This window comes from Pseudomonas sp. McL0111, assembly GCF_052567255.1.
Window position 1 is genome coordinate 5,549,389 of the sequence record NZ_CP199585.1, and the last position, 13,997, is coordinate 5,563,385.

Annotated in this window: 14 protein-coding genes; 5 read left to right on the forward strand and 9 right to left on the reverse strand. The window is 60.2% G+C overall.

Annotation, left to right across the window (positions count from 1 at the left end):
• The first annotated feature begins 102 nt into the window (after positions 1-102).
• On the forward strand, positions 103-1,254 hold the full coding sequence (locus ACTWLJ_RS25145; protein WP_445178916.1) for a M14 family metallopeptidase: 1,152 nt from the start codon (positions 103-105) through the stop codon (positions 1,252-1,254).
• Positions 1,255-1,403: 149 nt separating this feature from the next.
• Entirely contained in the window at positions 1,404-2,603 is a 1,200-nt protein-coding gene (locus tag ACTWLJ_RS25150; RefSeq protein ID WP_445178917.1) for an MFS transporter, read from the forward strand.
• On the opposite strand, the gene ACTWLJ_RS25155 is transcribed toward ACTWLJ_RS25150, so the two are convergent.
• Positions 2,600-3,145 (reverse strand): cytochrome b, encoded by a 546-nt coding sequence (locus ACTWLJ_RS25155; RefSeq protein ID WP_445178918.1) that lies wholly within the window; start codon positions 3,143-3,145, stop codon positions 2,600-2,602. The genes ACTWLJ_RS25150 and ACTWLJ_RS25155 overlap by 4 nt on opposite strands.
• Positions 3,142-4,236: a catalase family peroxidase gene (locus tag ACTWLJ_RS25160; protein ID WP_445178919.1), complete on the reverse strand. Its 1,095-nt coding sequence runs from the start codon at positions 4,234-4,236 to the stop codon at positions 3,142-3,144. The genes ACTWLJ_RS25155 and ACTWLJ_RS25160 overlap by 4 nt, the downstream gene beginning before the upstream one ends.
• A gap of 157 nt (positions 4,237-4,393) precedes the next feature.
• Here ACTWLJ_RS25160 and ACTWLJ_RS25165 point away from each other — a divergent pair, with 157 nt between their 5' ends.
• Together ACTWLJ_RS25165 and ACTWLJ_RS25170 are read left to right on the forward strand one after the other, a co-directional pair.
• On the forward strand, positions 4,394-4,900 hold the full coding sequence (locus ACTWLJ_RS25165) for an RNA polymerase sigma factor (protein ID WP_401215608.1): 507 nt from the start codon (positions 4,394-4,396) through the stop codon (positions 4,898-4,900).
• The gene (locus ACTWLJ_RS25170) at positions 4,897-5,649 is read left to right on the forward strand and encodes an anti-sigma factor family protein (protein ID WP_445178920.1); all 753 of its coding nucleotides are present in this window, start codon (positions 4,897-4,899) and stop codon (positions 5,647-5,649) included. The genes ACTWLJ_RS25165 and ACTWLJ_RS25170 overlap by 4 nt, the downstream gene beginning before the upstream one ends.
• Before the next feature lie 138 nt (positions 5,650-5,787).
• Here ACTWLJ_RS25170 and ACTWLJ_RS25175 read toward each other — a convergent pair whose 3' ends face one another.
• The 7 genes from ACTWLJ_RS25175 to ACTWLJ_RS25205 all read right to left on the reverse strand — a co-directional run bounded on the left by ACTWLJ_RS25175 (position 5,788) and on the right by ACTWLJ_RS25205 (position 12,414).
• A complete protein-coding gene (locus tag ACTWLJ_RS25175) occupies positions 5,788-6,759 on the reverse strand; it encodes a Csu type fimbrial protein (protein ID WP_445178921.1) in 972 nt (323 codons plus the stop codon).
• Complete coding sequence (locus ACTWLJ_RS25180) at positions 6,756-9,113, reverse strand: fimbria/pilus outer membrane usher protein (protein WP_445178922.1); 2,358 nt, start codon at positions 9,111-9,113, stop codon at positions 6,756-6,758. The genes ACTWLJ_RS25175 and ACTWLJ_RS25180 overlap by 4 nt, the downstream gene beginning before the upstream one ends.
• 256 nt (positions 9,114-9,369) lie before the next feature.
• A complete protein-coding gene (locus tag ACTWLJ_RS25185) occupies positions 9,370-10,158 on the reverse strand; it encodes a fimbrial biogenesis chaperone (protein ID WP_445178923.1) in 789 nt (262 codons plus the stop codon).
• Between the two features lie 34 nt (positions 10,159-10,192).
• A complete protein-coding gene (locus ACTWLJ_RS25190) occupies positions 10,193-10,693 on the reverse strand; it encodes a Csu type fimbrial protein (RefSeq protein ID WP_445178924.1) in 501 nt (166 codons plus the stop codon).
• 4 nt (positions 10,694-10,697) lie between these two features.
• On the reverse strand, positions 10,698-11,231 hold the full coding sequence (locus tag ACTWLJ_RS25195; RefSeq protein ID WP_445178925.1) for a Csu type fimbrial protein: 534 nt from the start codon (positions 11,229-11,231) through the stop codon (positions 10,698-10,700).
• Between the two features lie 20 nt (positions 11,232-11,251).
• Positions 11,252-11,785 (reverse strand): Csu type fimbrial protein, encoded by a 534-nt coding sequence (locus tag ACTWLJ_RS25200; protein WP_445178926.1) that lies wholly within the window; start codon positions 11,783-11,785, stop codon positions 11,252-11,254.
• Between the two features lie 107 nt (positions 11,786-11,892).
• Positions 11,893-12,414 (reverse strand): Csu type fimbrial protein, encoded by a 522-nt coding sequence (locus ACTWLJ_RS25205; protein WP_445178927.1) that lies wholly within the window; start codon positions 12,412-12,414, stop codon positions 11,893-11,895.
• Positions 12,415-12,665: 251 nt separating this feature from the next.
• On the opposite strand from ACTWLJ_RS25205, the gene zapE reads away from it, so the two are divergent.
• Positions 12,666-13,796, forward strand: a complete 1,131-nt coding sequence (gene zapE, locus ACTWLJ_RS25210) for a cell division protein ZapE (protein WP_445178928.1) — start codon at positions 12,666-12,668, stop codon at positions 13,794-13,796.
• The last annotated feature ends 201 nt before the right edge of the window (positions 13,797-13,997 follow it).

The window sequence follows — 13,997 nt, forward strand, 5'->3', positions numbered from 1 at the left end:
TCATGGAGGACGCCCCCCGCCACAGCCCCGCAATATCCCTCGGTTCTACCCTCTCCTTGCGTGTAAAGTAATCGCCATAAAAATCATATTCAGGAACCGATTATGACCGTGGCTAAATCTTCGTTCGACATCAGCGCCAATTTCGACAGCGGCAACATCCAGGTTATCGATATCAGCAATCCGCTCAGCCCGGTTCTGGCCATTCGCCCAGACACCCGCAGCGCGCATTTTCAATGGTTCCATTTCAAGGCCAGCGGCCTGCATGTTGGCCAGGAACACTGGTTTCGCCTGAACAACGCCAGCCAGTCTTCGTACAACAAGGCCTGGACCGGATATCAAGCGGTCGCATCCTACGATCACGTCAACTGGTTCCGTGTGCCGACTATTTTTGAAGGCGACTGCCTGCGCTTCGGCCTCGAAGCCACGCAGACTCACGCCTGGTTCGCCTATTTCGAACCTTACAGCCGTGGTCGCCACGACTGGCTGATCGAACAGGCACTGACCAAGGCCGGCACTGAATTGCTGGCCACCGGCAAGAGCGTCGAAGGTCGTGATATTCAACTGCTGCGCAAAGGCACGGGTGCCGAGGGCCAACGCAAGATCTGGATCATCGCCCAGCAACACCCGGGCGAGCACATGGCCGAATGGTTCATGGAAGGCGTGATCGAACGCCTGGAAAAGCAAGACGATCCGGTATTGAACAAATTGCTCGCCAGCGCCGATCTGTATCTGGTGCCGAACATGAATCCCGACGGCGCTTTCCACGGCCACTTGCGCACCAACGCCATGGGCCAGGATCTGAACCGCGCGTGGCAAAACGCCAGTCAGGAAGTCAGCCCGGAAGTCCTTTTCGTACAGCAACAGATGGAAAAGTACGGCGTCGATCTGTTCCTCGACGTACACGGTGATGAAGAAATCCCTCACGTCTTCACCGCTGGCTGCGAAGGCAATCCGGGTTACACACCACGCCTGGAGAAACTCGAAGAGCATTTCCGCAGCCACCTGAAACGCACGACCAAAGACTTCCAGACCAAGTACGGTTACACCCGCGATGAGCCGGGTCAGGCCAACATGACACTGGCCTGCAACAGCGTCGGCCAGAAATACGATTGCCTGTCGCTGACACTGGAAATGCCGTTCAAGGATCACGACGATGCACCGAACCCGGAAACCGGTTGGTCAGGCAAACGCTCGAAACAACTGGGCAAGGACGTGTTGACCACCATCGCCGACATGGTCGATACCTTGCGCTGATCCCTCCCCGTACCACCAAAAGATCGCAGCTTGTCTGCGATCTTTTGCTTTGCACCATCACCTCTTTTCGCCCAATCAGGTTGCAATATAAAACCAGCTAGCCTAACGTGACTCTGGTTTTATTTTGAAACCTGAAAAGGACATCGGACATGCAATCCCATTCACTCAGCAATGCCGTAGTGCTGCTGTTCTCCGTCGCCTGTGGACTGGCGGTTGGCAACGTCTACTACGCCCAGCCCTTGCTCGACGCTATGGCGGAAGCATTCGCCATGTCGCCGGCAACCATCGGCATCGTCATTACCCTGACTCAGGTTGGCTACGGCATCGGCCTGGTGTTGCTGGTGCCGCTCGGCGATCTGCTCAATCGGCGGCGACTGATCGTTACGCAAACCCTGTTGTCGGCAGCGGCCTTGTTAATCATCGCTTTCGCGCCAAACAGCGCCTGGCTTTTGCTCGGCATGACTCTGACCGGTCTGTTGGCGGTGGTCACTCAAGTATTGGTGGCTTACGCCGCAACGCTGGCAATACCGGCGCAACGTGGCCGAGTGGTCGGTGTGGTGACCAGCGGCATCGTCGTCGGTATTTTGCTTGCGCGTACGGTTGCCGGCGGCATGGCTGATCTGGCCGGTTGGCGGGCGATTTATCTGCTGTCGGCCGGGCTGACACTGCTGATGGCGCTGCTGTTGTTGCGTGTACTGCCCAAGGATGAAGCCCCACAACCCGCGACCACCTACACCGCGTTGATCACATCAGTATTCAGCCTGTTTCGAGAAGAACCGGTGCTGCGCCAACGAGCAATTCTCGCCCTGCTGACCTTCGCCAGCGCGATGGTTTTGTGGACGCCGATGGTGCTGCCGCTGGCCGCGCCGCCACTGTCGCTGTCACACAGCGAGATCGGCTTGTTCGGCCTGGCAGGCGCAGCGGGTGCATTGGCCGCGGCGCGAGCGGGGCACTTGGCAGATCGCGGCCTTGGCCAATGGGTCAGCGGAATGTCGTTGTTACTGATGCTCGGCTCATGGCTGCCAATCGCCCTCACCCAGTCCTCTTTGTGGGCACTGCTGCTGGGGGTGATCACTCTGGATCTGGGCTTGCAGGCCGTACACGTCACCAGCCAGAGCATGATCTATAGCGTTCGCCCGCAAGCGCAAAGCCGCTTGACCGCCGGCTACATGCTCTTCTATTCGATCGGCAGCGCTTTGGGCTCAATCGGCTCGACCGCGATCTACGCATGGGCCGGCTGGACGGGCGTGTGCCTGCTGGGCGCGGCGATCAACACTGTGGCGCTGGGTTATTGGTGGCTGACGTTGAAAAGTGGCGCACCCTCACGATGCGCCACTGAGGCCGGTTAACCGCGATCCCGCCCGCGCAACATGCTGTCGAGCACCTCGTCGCGGCGCACCCAGCCATGGAACAGCGCCGCTGCCAGGTGCAACAGCACCGTCAGGAACAGCAGGTACGCCAGATACCCATGCGCCTTGCGCAATATCGCAAACACCTGCGCATCAGCCGGCAGAATCGACGGCAACTGCAACGAATTGCCGAGCATCACCGGATCGCCCGCCGCACTGATCATTGCCCAACCGAGCAGCGGCAACACCAGCATCAACGCATACAGCAACACATGCGAAGCCTTGGCGGCCATCACCTGCCAACCGGGCAGATCCGACGGCAGCGGTGGCTGGCGAGTAGAAAAACGCACCAGCAATCGCACGATGACCAGCGCCAGTATCGCGATGCCCAACGGTTTATGCAGATGGATCAGCCATTCATGCCGTTCCGAAATCGAGGTAACCATGCCAGCACCAATAAACAGCATGGCGATGATCATCAGCGCCATCAGCCAGTGCAGCAGCCGCGCCGCCAGAGCAAAATGAGTCGGTTGCGTGCTCATGGACGAGCCTCCTGTTTGGCGGCGGGCAATTGGCTGACTTCGCTGGTGCGACGCAGGTAGGAATCGGCGTAACCGGCTGAACGAGCTGCGAGCAATGGGTCGTCGGAACCTTCGATCCCTGCAGGCAGCACCAGCGGGTCATAGTTGATATCGCGGCACTCACCGCTGAGTTGCGGCTGGGTTTTCTCCAGCACCAGCGTGCCGGCGTTCAACACTTTGCGCCCGTCAGGCCATTTTTTGCTGGCGTCATTCACCGGGTCAGCGAGATCGGCCAAGGTGATATTCAACTGCCAGCGCAGCGGCCCTTCGGCCAGACGTTGCACCAGATCCTTCTCCAGATAATCAGCGCCCTCCCCAGCCTTGGCGCCTGCCGCGTCCTGCACCAACGGCGTCATGCTCCAGCGCACCGCCTGCTTCTGACCGCTGGCGTTGACCAGATAAAACGCGTTGACGCTGTTATAGGTCTCGGTCACGTAACTGGCCGATGGCTTGGCGGTCTTCACCCACGTCAGAAACGGCACGGTTTCCGGGTGCGAGGCAAAGAATGCGGGGACTTTGGTTGGATCGGGTTTGCCGGTAGCGGGATCTGGCGACTGCGCCTGTTGCAACTGGTAGAAGGCCTCGGGCGTTCCCACCGGGAACACCGGCATGCTGTTCATCCCGGTGCGCCACTGCTGACCATTGGCCTGGGTGAAACGCAGAGCCATGCTGCGGATCGGCACACTGTTGTCCGGCGCATAAGGATTGCCCGCTGGCAACGCGAAACGTCCGACCACCGGAGTGCGTGACTCATTGAAGACTTGCGCGACAGAAAATGCCCGAACCTCCCCACTGCTCTCGAAATGCCCGATCACGCACACACCTTTGGCGTGATTGCGACGAAATCCAGGATGCACACCGTTGTTTTTTTCCAGCACATCGACCAGCGCCTTGGGCGTCAGACGTTGTGGGTCAAAGGTGCCATGCACGTAGGCAAACGCCGCGGCCACTGCGCCGACGACCACGGCAATGCCGGCCAGACGCAATACCATGCTCGCGGCGCTCAATGGCGGGCGTTGCGGCCCCCCGGGCGGTGAGGTGCGATCAACCATGAACGACTCCAGGGCCAGCGGCCACAAGTAGGAAGAATCAGCAAGACGCACCCCGTGGGGATTTATTCCATGGCCCGGTATTTATTTTTGCGAACGTGGAATAACCTCGAACGGCATGCGTCTCCCTAGTCCACAGCGTAGTGACTAGCAGAATTTCATGAGCGAATTCGACGAACAACTGAGAGAAATCATTCCCAGATTGCGCCGCTTTGCCGTGTCGTTGACGCGCAACAGCAGCAGCGCCGACGATCTGGTGCAGGCCAGCCTTGAGCGGGCCTTGTCGAGTTGGGGTGATAAACGCGCCGACGGAGATCTGCGTGCCTGGCTGTTTTCGATCCTCTATCGCCAGTTTCTCGATGCACACCGACGCTCGCGGCGTTATGCGCGGATGCTCGAATTCTTCACCGGTCGCGACGATTCCGAACCTTCGGCCGAGCGCACGGTGATCGCTCAATCGACCCTGCAAGCCTTTGATCGTCTACCTACCGAGCAGCGTGCCCTGCTGCTGATGGTCTCGGTGGAAGGCTTGACCTATAAGGAGGTCGCCGAGATTCTTGGCGTCCCCACCGGCACCGTGATGTCGCGCCTGTCCCGCGCCCGCCAGGCCTTGCGCCAAATGAGCGACGGGGAAATCAGCAGCCCTTCTTTGCGGATACTCAAATGATCAGCATGCCCCCTAGCGAGCACGACCTGCACGCTTACGTTGACCACCAACTCAGTGAAGCCGACCGACGCGTGCTAGACGCCTGGCTGGCCAATCACCCGGAACAGGCCGAACAGGTCAGAACCTGGCAACAGGATGCCCAGCAACTGCGTGCAGCCCTCGGCGGTGCGCTGCAGCAAACCGCCAATCCGGATCTTGATCCGGCCATTATTCGCCAGCGCCTTAAACGTCAGTCACGGCGTCACCTGGCCAGTGCTGCGGTGTTGTTGATCGCCGTTGGCATTGGGGGATTCAGCGGCTGGCAGGCTCGCGAGCTAACCATGATTCACCCGGCGCTGCCGATGACTGACGCTTTGCAGGCCTATCGCTTGATTGCTCAGCAAGGAATGTTGCCGGCGGATTACAAAGTCGAGGGCAAGGGTGACATTCAGCAATGGCTCGACCGGTTTTTCACCCAGGCCAATCGCTTGCCGGACCTGACGGCTGCCGGGTTTCAACCGGTCAGCGGGCGTCTGCTGAGTACCGATGAAGGGCCTGCGGCGATGGTCATGTATGAGGATGGTGGTGGGCACAAGGTCAGTTTTTACGTACGTCCGCCGGGGCCAAAAAACACCTTTTTACCGCGTGGCAGTCGCAGTGATGGCGGGTTACAGGCTGAGTATTGGTCGGGCAGCGGTTACAACTATGCGATGGTCAGCCCGGTTGATACGCCGGTGTCGAACCAACTCAAGCAATCGCTGCCGTTCTGACAACACCGAAGATCCCTGTGGGAGCGGGCTTGCCCGCGATAGCAGTGTGTCAGCCACTGGAAACAATGGATGTGCCGACGTCTTCGCGGGCAAGCCCGCTCCCACAGGTATTGTGGTGCTCAAGAAAATTACTGACCGTCAGAAACCTACGTCGAGCACCACATTATCCAGATACGTCCCGGCCGGTGGCGTGGTCTGATCGGTGTAGATCTTCGCGTTGTAATTGAAGATCTGGCTGCCGGTACCCAAACCATTGCCCGGATTGACCTCGGCATCGGTGCTGGATCGTCGCGCGCTGCCGACACTCCCCCAACGAGTAGTGCCGGCGCTTTTGAAAATGTCATAAGCCAGATAGTTACCGCTGGAAATCATCCGCCGCCGGCCACCGACGCTGATCGGGTTTTGCCCGTCGCTCAGGCCCACGGTATAGGCGCTGCCCTTGGTACAGGCCAGGTTGATGGTCAGCCCGGTGACCGGAGTGAAAGCGCTGATCACCGGCGCACTGCCGAACGCGATGTTCGGCGCAGTGATTGTGCAATCGTTGCTCACCGTCATGTTGACCGTCAACGTCGTGGTGCCGCTGTTGATGTCACGTCCGAGACAGACACTGCCAATGCCGATCCCGGAGCAATAATTCCAGTTCCAGAAAATGCTCAGGGTTTCGCTGTAAACCCCGGCGGCGACATTGCTGCCAATGGTTGTGCCCAGATACAGCGGCACGGTTTTCGGCGTCGTGCCACCGAGTAATCCCAAGGCATCGATGATGCCGTTGCGGGCGAAGTCATAAGCGGTGCCGCGAGTCAGCGGATAGCTGGTGCTGTTGTTGGCGTAGATCGTGTAGCTGATCACATCACCCGCCGGCCCGAGCAAGCCACTCTGAGTCGACGTGACCGTCGCCCAGAAATGGTCGTTGCTGGTCAGTAATGACAGCAGCGAACCGGTACAACTCAATCCGCCATTTAACGTCGAGCTGGGTTGCGTTGTAGTGCGCACGGCAATCGAACTGATCGAGCCAAATCCCGCTGGCGCGGTAGTGACCACCGAGCACAAGGCCTGCGCCGCCCCCGGCAGCATCAGCACCAGCCACAGACAAATCCGCGCACCGGTCATTGACACACCAACGGGCCAATCAGCGGGATCTGCGTCTGGTTCATGTCCACGCTGAATTTCACCTGACAGGTCTTGCCGTCCGCCAGACTCACCTGCAATGCGTTGTCTGCCTGAAGGTTCTCCAGATAGACCAGACCGTCCCAACCCACCACCGTGCGCGTGCCGCTCTGCTCATGCAGCACACCAGCGCCGAGTGGCAGTTCGCGTTGTTGCGCATCCACCAGCACGATGCTCGCGGCAACCACCCGGGTCAGCGGAAATTCCAGCAGATAACCGCTGCCACGCCGCACGGCGATGCGTTGTTCAACGTTAGGGCTGCGCACGTTGGCCGGCAGGTTCAGCGGATCGATCTCGTATTTCCCGCGGTAATAGGCACTGCTCCATGGCACCAGCAAGTGGCCATTGCTGTCGGTCTGACCGACCTGCTGGTTTTCGTAACGCACGGGGATATTGGCAAAGCCGTCAGTGCTGACCACCACAAACGCGTCGTCGATGCGATTGGCGGCGAACACCTGCCGATCCATCCACACCAGCGATCCGCTGGCGTCAGCCCAACGGGTTTCGGCATCGGAAGTGCCATAGACACCCGCCTGCAACTGCACCGCTTGCAGGCGCCAGGTCACGTCAGCCTGACGGTAATCGGCGCCGTCACCCTTGGCATAGCCGAGGTTGAAACCGACCCCGCCCTCGGTCGGCACCGCACGACTGTAGTTGACCCGTTGCTGACTTTGCCCGGTTTTGCTGCGCTCGCTGCTGACCGCCAGACTGCCGCGCAAATCGAACGGAATCACCAGTTGCGCCTGCATCGCCCAATTACTGTCACCGATCTCACGGTTGGCCGACAGATAGAAACTGCTGTTGCGCCACAGCGGTTTACTCCAGCTCAGGTTGAGCAATCGGGTACGTGAATCATCCGCTGCGCGCACGTCGAAATAGCCGGCACCGAGGCTGCCCCAACGGTCGAGATTGACGCTCAGGGTGACCTGCTCGCTGCGGCGGCTGAGGCTGATGTAAGGGCTGTCGACCACGGTCAGGTCGGCGTATTGATCGCGACGTTGCAGACGCTGATAAGAAAAGGAGTAGCGCTGGCTGCTGTACTGATAGCCGAGGCTCAGTTGCTCGCCGCCGTCGCCATCGAAACGACTCTGGCTAATGGCACTGTTGAGCACACCGAAGTTGCCCAGGCGCCAGTTGCCACCGATGCCGCCGAGGGTCAGCGAATCAGAGGCTTCGGCATGGCTTTCCAGGGTGAAGCTGTCACTCACGCCGTAGCGCAGACTGCCCGAAGTCACGCCGGGACCGTAGCTGAAATCCTTCAAACCATAGTCGCGGCGCAAGCTACCACCAGCCACCGAAAAATCGCTCAAACCTTTTTGCAGCAGAGTGCTGGTGACGTAGAACGGCACGGTGGTGGAGACTTGCCGACCGAGCGCGTCAGTGGTGACGACCACCGCTTCCCCGGCGCCATTGATGAACGGAATATTGGTCAGGGTGTAGGGGCCCGGTTGCAGATCAGCGCTGCTGGATTTGTAGCCATTGATGAACAGATCCACCGAAGACGGCACCGCCGCTTCCCCGGCAAACTGCGGCAGCGGATAGGTCACCAGATCCGGACGCACCGCGAAGTCCCGGGAGAACTGCACACCGCCCAGCCGCACCGAGCTGCTCCAGGGCAACGCGCCACTGATGACGTCACCGGCCTCGTAAGTGAGCATTCGCTCGTCATCGGAGAAGCGCCAGGTGGTGTCGTAACGCAGATAACCGTTGTTCAGCGTATTGACCGAATCCCCCGACAACGTGCGCCGGTACTGCCCGGTGTTGGACAAGGTGCCCCAACTGTCGAACAGCCGCACTTCATTCCAGGCCGCCAGATACGTTCCGCCATCGTCGGTGTCATTCAGATAAAGGTCATAGTTGAACAGTGCGCCGAAACTGCTCAGCGCCGGCGTGCGCGGATACGCCTGGCGGTTGCCGATAAACTGCTCGGGCAGCCACTCTGGCGGTACATCCAGCAGCAGTCGCTGACCGACGCTGTCGTAATCGCTGTGCATCCCCGACAGGCTGTCGAGATCGACCTCGGCTCCGACGCCGTCAGGCAGTTTCATCCCGGTTTCGCGCAACACGGTCGCTGGCAGAAACAAGCGCCCGCCGCGCTGACCCACCGCTACCACCCGCCCGGTATTCATCTGGTTGACCACCAGTTCCAGAAACAACTGAGCATCACTGACGGCCTCCATGCCGCTGGGCGGCGGCGGCAGTTCGCCGGCCCCGGATGATTGAACGAATACCAGGCAACACGCGCCGGTCATGAGCCACAACGGACGCTGAATACGACGAGCCCATCCTCGGCTCATACACGGTTTACGTCCGTCACTGGACTGAATCCTCCTGATTCAACTGTTGTCCTGGCACTATTTCACGGTGATGAAAGCTTTTGTGGTGAGGGGATTTATCCCCGTTCGGCTGCGTAGCGGTCGTGAAGCCATTCAACTTGTTCTGTCTGATGAACAGGTGTGCTGGACTGGGGCTGCTTCGCAGCCCGACGGGGATAAATCCCCTCGCCACAGGAGTCCATCGTCAACAGAAATGCCTCCGCCAACAAAAATCGTCTCACCGAGCTGGCGTAATGCTCTGCACTTGCGGCGCGCCGTTGACCCGCACCTGCAACGCCGACTCCTGCGCCAACGCACTCGGTGCCGGCCAGCGCATCACAGCGCCCGGCAACACATAACCCAGCAGCCCTTCGGCCAGCGGTTTGCTCTGCCCGCCCTGTTTGATCGCTACATCAGTCAACCGCGCATGCACCGCCCCCTGATTGCGCACTTCGACAAACGGCCGACCGTCCACCGCCACGGTGCGCCAGCTCAATTGCGGCAAGCCAATACCTTTCGGGTCACGCGGGCGAGTGCTGTCTTCCTTGCTCCACAGCCCTGCGCCGTAGGCAAACAGCGGCACGGAATAACGCATCTGGAAACGGATTGCTGCCGCTGTCTTGCCACCGTCGGCAGCGGGCGGTTGAGCGGAAGGAATTTCATCGATGATGATGCGGTAAGCCAGTTCCTGACCTGGCGGCACGTCTTTGGTTCGGGTCAGGCGTACCAGTTGTTTCTGCCCCGGCTCGATCTTCGCCACTGGTGGGCTGCCAATCACATCGCGCTGGTTCTGGTACTGCTCTTCAAACCCGCTCTGGCTCCAGCCGAACACGCGAATTTGCAGGTTTGCCGTCTCGTTGCCACGGTTCTCCAGCCACAACGCGCTGGCCTGTTGATCGGCTTCCAGCACCGGATCGATCGGCCAGATCAGCACCGAACTGGCGGCATGCGCATTGACCGCCCCCAACATGACCCCAACCGACATCGCGCACTGCACGAACAAGCGTCGTAACGTTACTGCCCCCATCAACCTGCTCCTTGTCGGCAATTCAAACTACGCCTTACCACGACAGTTGCACCTGCAACACGTCGCTGTACGTCCCCCCAGGCTGATTGCCCGGTAACTGCACCTGACCGTAAATCGGCAGGCTGATGTTGTTCGCATCGCTATAAGCCACCGCCACGCTCTGGCCGATACCCAGGCTCTGGCTGTAAGCCGCATCGCGGAACAGCGCATAGGCCACCCGCGAACTACCGCTGTTGAGCTGCATGTGCCGCCCACTGCTGTTGTATTGGCCGCCATCGACGCTCATGTTCAGCGTCACTCCCGGCGTGCATTGCAACTGCACACCGCCGGTCAGCGCCACTTGCACGGTGCCGGTGGCCAACGCCGAACGCGAGCCGAAGTTCAGCGCGCCATAGTTCGATACGCCGCCAACCACCAGACATCCTGGCGTCACCGTCGCGCTGACCTGAAAGCTCTGACTGGTCGCGGCCGTTAGCGGCGACGGCACACTGCCTGCGCAGAGCAAAAGCAGCGCGGCACAGCCATGGCGGACCATGACACTAGAACGTCAGTTCGACGGCGACAGTGTCGGTGTAGGTGCCCGCCGGCAATCCGGCCTTGCCCACCGCCTGACCGTAGATGTTCACCGTTTGTGCCACACCCGTACTGGCGGCGAGGTTGATCGTCCCGTCGATAGCAAGCAGCTGCGAATGCCCTGCATCGGTGTAAAAGTCGTACGGCACATAGTTGGCGACCCCGTCGTACAGCGCCCGCGTGCCACCCGGAGATTTCCCATCGTTGGCGCCGGCACGCACCTTGACTGTCGGAGTGGTGCCGCTGGAGCAGAGAATCGACAGCGCCCCGCCGCCACCGCCCAGCACTTGCCCGGTGGCCGTGGTGAACAGACTGTTGGCGGTGCCGAAGTTCAACGCGCCGAAGTTCAAGCCAGTCGAGCCGCCGGAACCGTTGACCTGGCAACTGCTGATCAGGATCAGGCTGGAGGTGATCTGGCCGGTGACAGTGGTGGCGGCGTTGGCACTGGAAACCAGCGCCAGGCCAAGCAGCGACAAACCAATCCTTGATGCAATACGCATGGTGTCCGTCCTCTACGGTTTTACCAGTCGAGCGTCACCGTCAGGGTGTCGGTATAGACCCCTGCCGGAACCGCGCGGGTATTCGCCACCACCGAGCCAAATACCGGAATGGGTATCTGCGCACCGCTGGTGACAGCGAAATTGTGTGTTTGACCAATGCTGTAGCTCTGCCTGCCCGAGGCATCGAGAAACAGTTGATAAGGGATGGTCTGGCGGCCATTGCTCAGGCGCCGGGTGGTGCCGTCACCGTGAGTACCGCCGTTGATGGTGACGGTGAAGCCGGTGACCGAAGGGTTGCAGGCAACGTTGAGTTTGCCGCTGCTGTCGTTGTCGAGGCTGGCCTTGATCGGCGCACTCCAGGTCGGCCCCTGCTGACCGAAATCAAGGGTGCCAAAGTCGCTGACCGGACTGCCGGGGTTGGCACCGTTGGTCACTTCGCACGCGGCGATCAGGATCAATCGCGCGTGGATCTGCCCGCTGACCATCGCCTGCGCATCCTCGGCGAGCAACAGCAGCGAACCTGCGGCGACGACCATCCAGTACTTGCTTGTCATTGCGCCCGCCCCTACTCCTTCAGGATCTATCGAACACCACGCTCGTCATTGAGCGCTCCTTCCTTGCGCAGCCCGAATCCGCCGGGTTGCCATCTGTAACCCTGTACTCACCAGGTGACCGTCACCTTGACCAGATCCGAATAGCGGCTGACCCGCGGCACCTGCGCCAACTGTTCGATCCGTGCATACAACGGCAACTCCACGCTGCCACTGTCCGGCACCCGCCCGCTGATGGGCACATCGACCATCAGCGGCACCTGTCGTGCGGCATCCCGATACAACTTGTAAGGGATCGGAACACCGCCAGCACCACCCGCCATGTAACGGACTTCACCGACACCGCCGTGCAGGCCGCCATCGACGCGCATCTGATACGGCGTATCAGGGTTGCATTCCAGACGCGGCAAGCGCTGATTGAGCAGCGCCGCGCCCAGTGGCCCGGCCGGATCATCCAGTCGCGCCGTGCTGCCGAAATCCAGCACACCCAGTTGCTCAATACCCGCCCCGCGCTGCTGGCCGATCAACTGGCAGCCGCGCAGTACATCCACACGCACTTCGACCTGAAGCTCCGCTGCATAAGCGGGTGCAACCAGCGCTGCCAACAATCCCATGACCACACGTGCATTCACTGCCCCATTCCTTGTCAGGGAGTCGCCCGGATAGCGTTACTGTGTTTCAGGTTAGCAACGGACCACGAATCCGCCAGTCGCTTGGATCCATCGGTCTGTCGGGATATGTTTCGAAAGGTTGGCAACATCTGGAATGTGTTCAGTTATCGCCCAGTCTCGACCAAGCGCAATGGAACGTCGGGATGCCGGCCAGTTAAACTACGCCGCCGCGCTCTGGGGAGCCGGTTTGACCGATACGGAGTGATTGCCCAGTGACCGTCCGCCCGCCCAATCGACCGCGCCTGAGCCAACGCTGGCCGGTGCTGCGCCGCCTGTTGGGCAAGGGCATGCCGGCCAATGCCGGTCACGATGACGGCGCCCAAACCATCCGCGATTATTTCCGGCACAAGGCGCTCGACCAGGGTTACACCCTTAGCCACGGACAGCAACGGGTGATCGACTGCATGGCGCAGCAAGCGGCCGTACTGCTCGGCGCCAATACAAAAACGCCGCCGAGTCTGTACCTGTATGGCGCCGTCGGGCGCGGCAAGAGCTGGCTGCTTGATGGCTTTTTTCAGGCGCTGCCCATCGAGCAAAAACAGCGTCTGCATTTCCATGAGTTCTTCGCCCGGTTGCATCAGGACATGTTCCGCCATCGCCAGCAGGATGACGCGCTTGCCGCCGCCCTTGATGAGCAGTTAAAGGACTGCCGAGTGCTGTGTTTCGACGAGTTTCATGTGCATGACATCGGTGATGCGATGCTGATCACGCGGCTGTTCAAGGCATTGTTCCAGCGCCGAATTCTGTTGCTGGTGACCTCTAACTACCCGCCCGAGGGATTGCTGCCGAATCCGCTCTATCACGCGCGCTTCAAACCGGTGATCGAGCTGATCAACACTCGTATGCAGGTGATGGAAGTCGGTGGCCCACACGATTACCGCAGTCAGGCGCGCAATCATGCGCATCAGCTGTTCACCCAGGGCAATTACGTGTGGCCCGCCTCGGCGGCGCAACGCCAGACCTTGAATCTGCCGCAGCAGAACGCGCCGGCACTGCCATTGACCGTCGGCACCCGGCAGTTTCAGGCGCGCCTGTGTGATGACCGCAGCGTCGGTTTCACCTTCGATGATCTGTGCGAGCAACCGATGGCGGTGATGGATTATCTGGAACTGTGCCGACGCTTCGACCGCTGGATCATTGACGATCTACCGCAATTGAGCGAATGCTCGACCGCCGCGCAGCAACGTTTCATCAACCTGATCGACGTGCTTTACGATCAGGACAAGCACCTGACCCTGCTCAGCCCAATGCCGCTGCACGAGAGCCTCGGTGGCAATGCTATCGATCTGGCTCGCACGCGTAGCCGTTTGGGGCAACTACAGGAAAAACACAAACCAGACTGACCGCCACAAATCCTCTGTGGCGAGGGAGCTTGCTCCCGCTGGACTGCGCAGCAGGCCCGAAAGTTGACGATACCCTTTACCTGACACGCTACGGTGGCCGCAATTGCGACTGCTTCGCAGCCGAGCGGGAGCAAGCTCCCTCGCCACAGTTTTAGTGAGCTTTTGCGGCTATCATGTCGGCCATTCTCAGCGACCTCTTTA

Excerpts from the sequence above, each read along its gene's own strand:
- ACTWLJ_RS25145 (WP_445178916.1), top strand. The coding sequence starts at position 103 with ATGACCGTGGCTAAATCTTCGTTCGACATCAGCGCCAATTTCGACAGC.
- ACTWLJ_RS25185 (WP_445178923.1), bottom strand. The coding sequence starts at position 10,158 with ATGGGGGCAGTAACGTTACGACGCTTGTTCGTGCAGTGCGCGATGTCG.
- ACTWLJ_RS25150 (WP_445178917.1), top strand. The coding sequence starts at position 1,404 with ATGCAATCCCATTCACTCAGCAATGCCGTAGTGCTGCTGTTCTCCGTC.
- ACTWLJ_RS25190 (WP_445178924.1), bottom strand. The coding sequence starts at position 10,693 with ATGGTCCGCCATGGCTGTGCCGCGCTGCTTTTGCTCTGCGCAGGCAGT.
- ACTWLJ_RS25165 (WP_401215608.1), top strand. The coding sequence starts at position 4,394 with ATGAGCGAATTCGACGAACAACTGAGAGAAATCATTCCCAGATTGCGC.
- ACTWLJ_RS25155 (WP_445178918.1), bottom strand. The coding sequence starts at position 3,145 with ATGAGCACGCAACCGACTCATTTTGCTCTGGCGGCGCGGCTGCTGCAC.
- ACTWLJ_RS25175 (WP_445178921.1), bottom strand. The coding sequence starts at position 6,759 with ATGACCGGTGCGCGGATTTGTCTGTGGCTGGTGCTGATGCTGCCGGGG.
- ACTWLJ_RS25170 (WP_445178920.1), top strand. The coding sequence starts at position 4,897 with ATGATCAGCATGCCCCCTAGCGAGCACGACCTGCACGCTTACGTTGAC.
- ACTWLJ_RS25195 (WP_445178925.1), bottom strand. The coding sequence starts at position 11,231 with ATGCGTATTGCATCAAGGATTGGTTTGTCGCTGCTTGGCCTGGCGCTG.
- ACTWLJ_RS25160 (WP_445178919.1), bottom strand. The coding sequence starts at position 4,236 with ATGGTTGATCGCACCTCACCGCCCGGGGGGCCGCAACGCCCGCCATTG.
- ACTWLJ_RS25200 (WP_445178926.1), bottom strand. The coding sequence starts at position 11,785 with ATGACAAGCAAGTACTGGATGGTCGTCGCCGCAGGTTCGCTGCTGTTG.
- ACTWLJ_RS25180 (WP_445178922.1), bottom strand. The coding sequence starts at position 9,113 with ATGAGCCGAGGATGGGCTCGTCGTATTCAGCGTCCGTTGTGGCTCATG.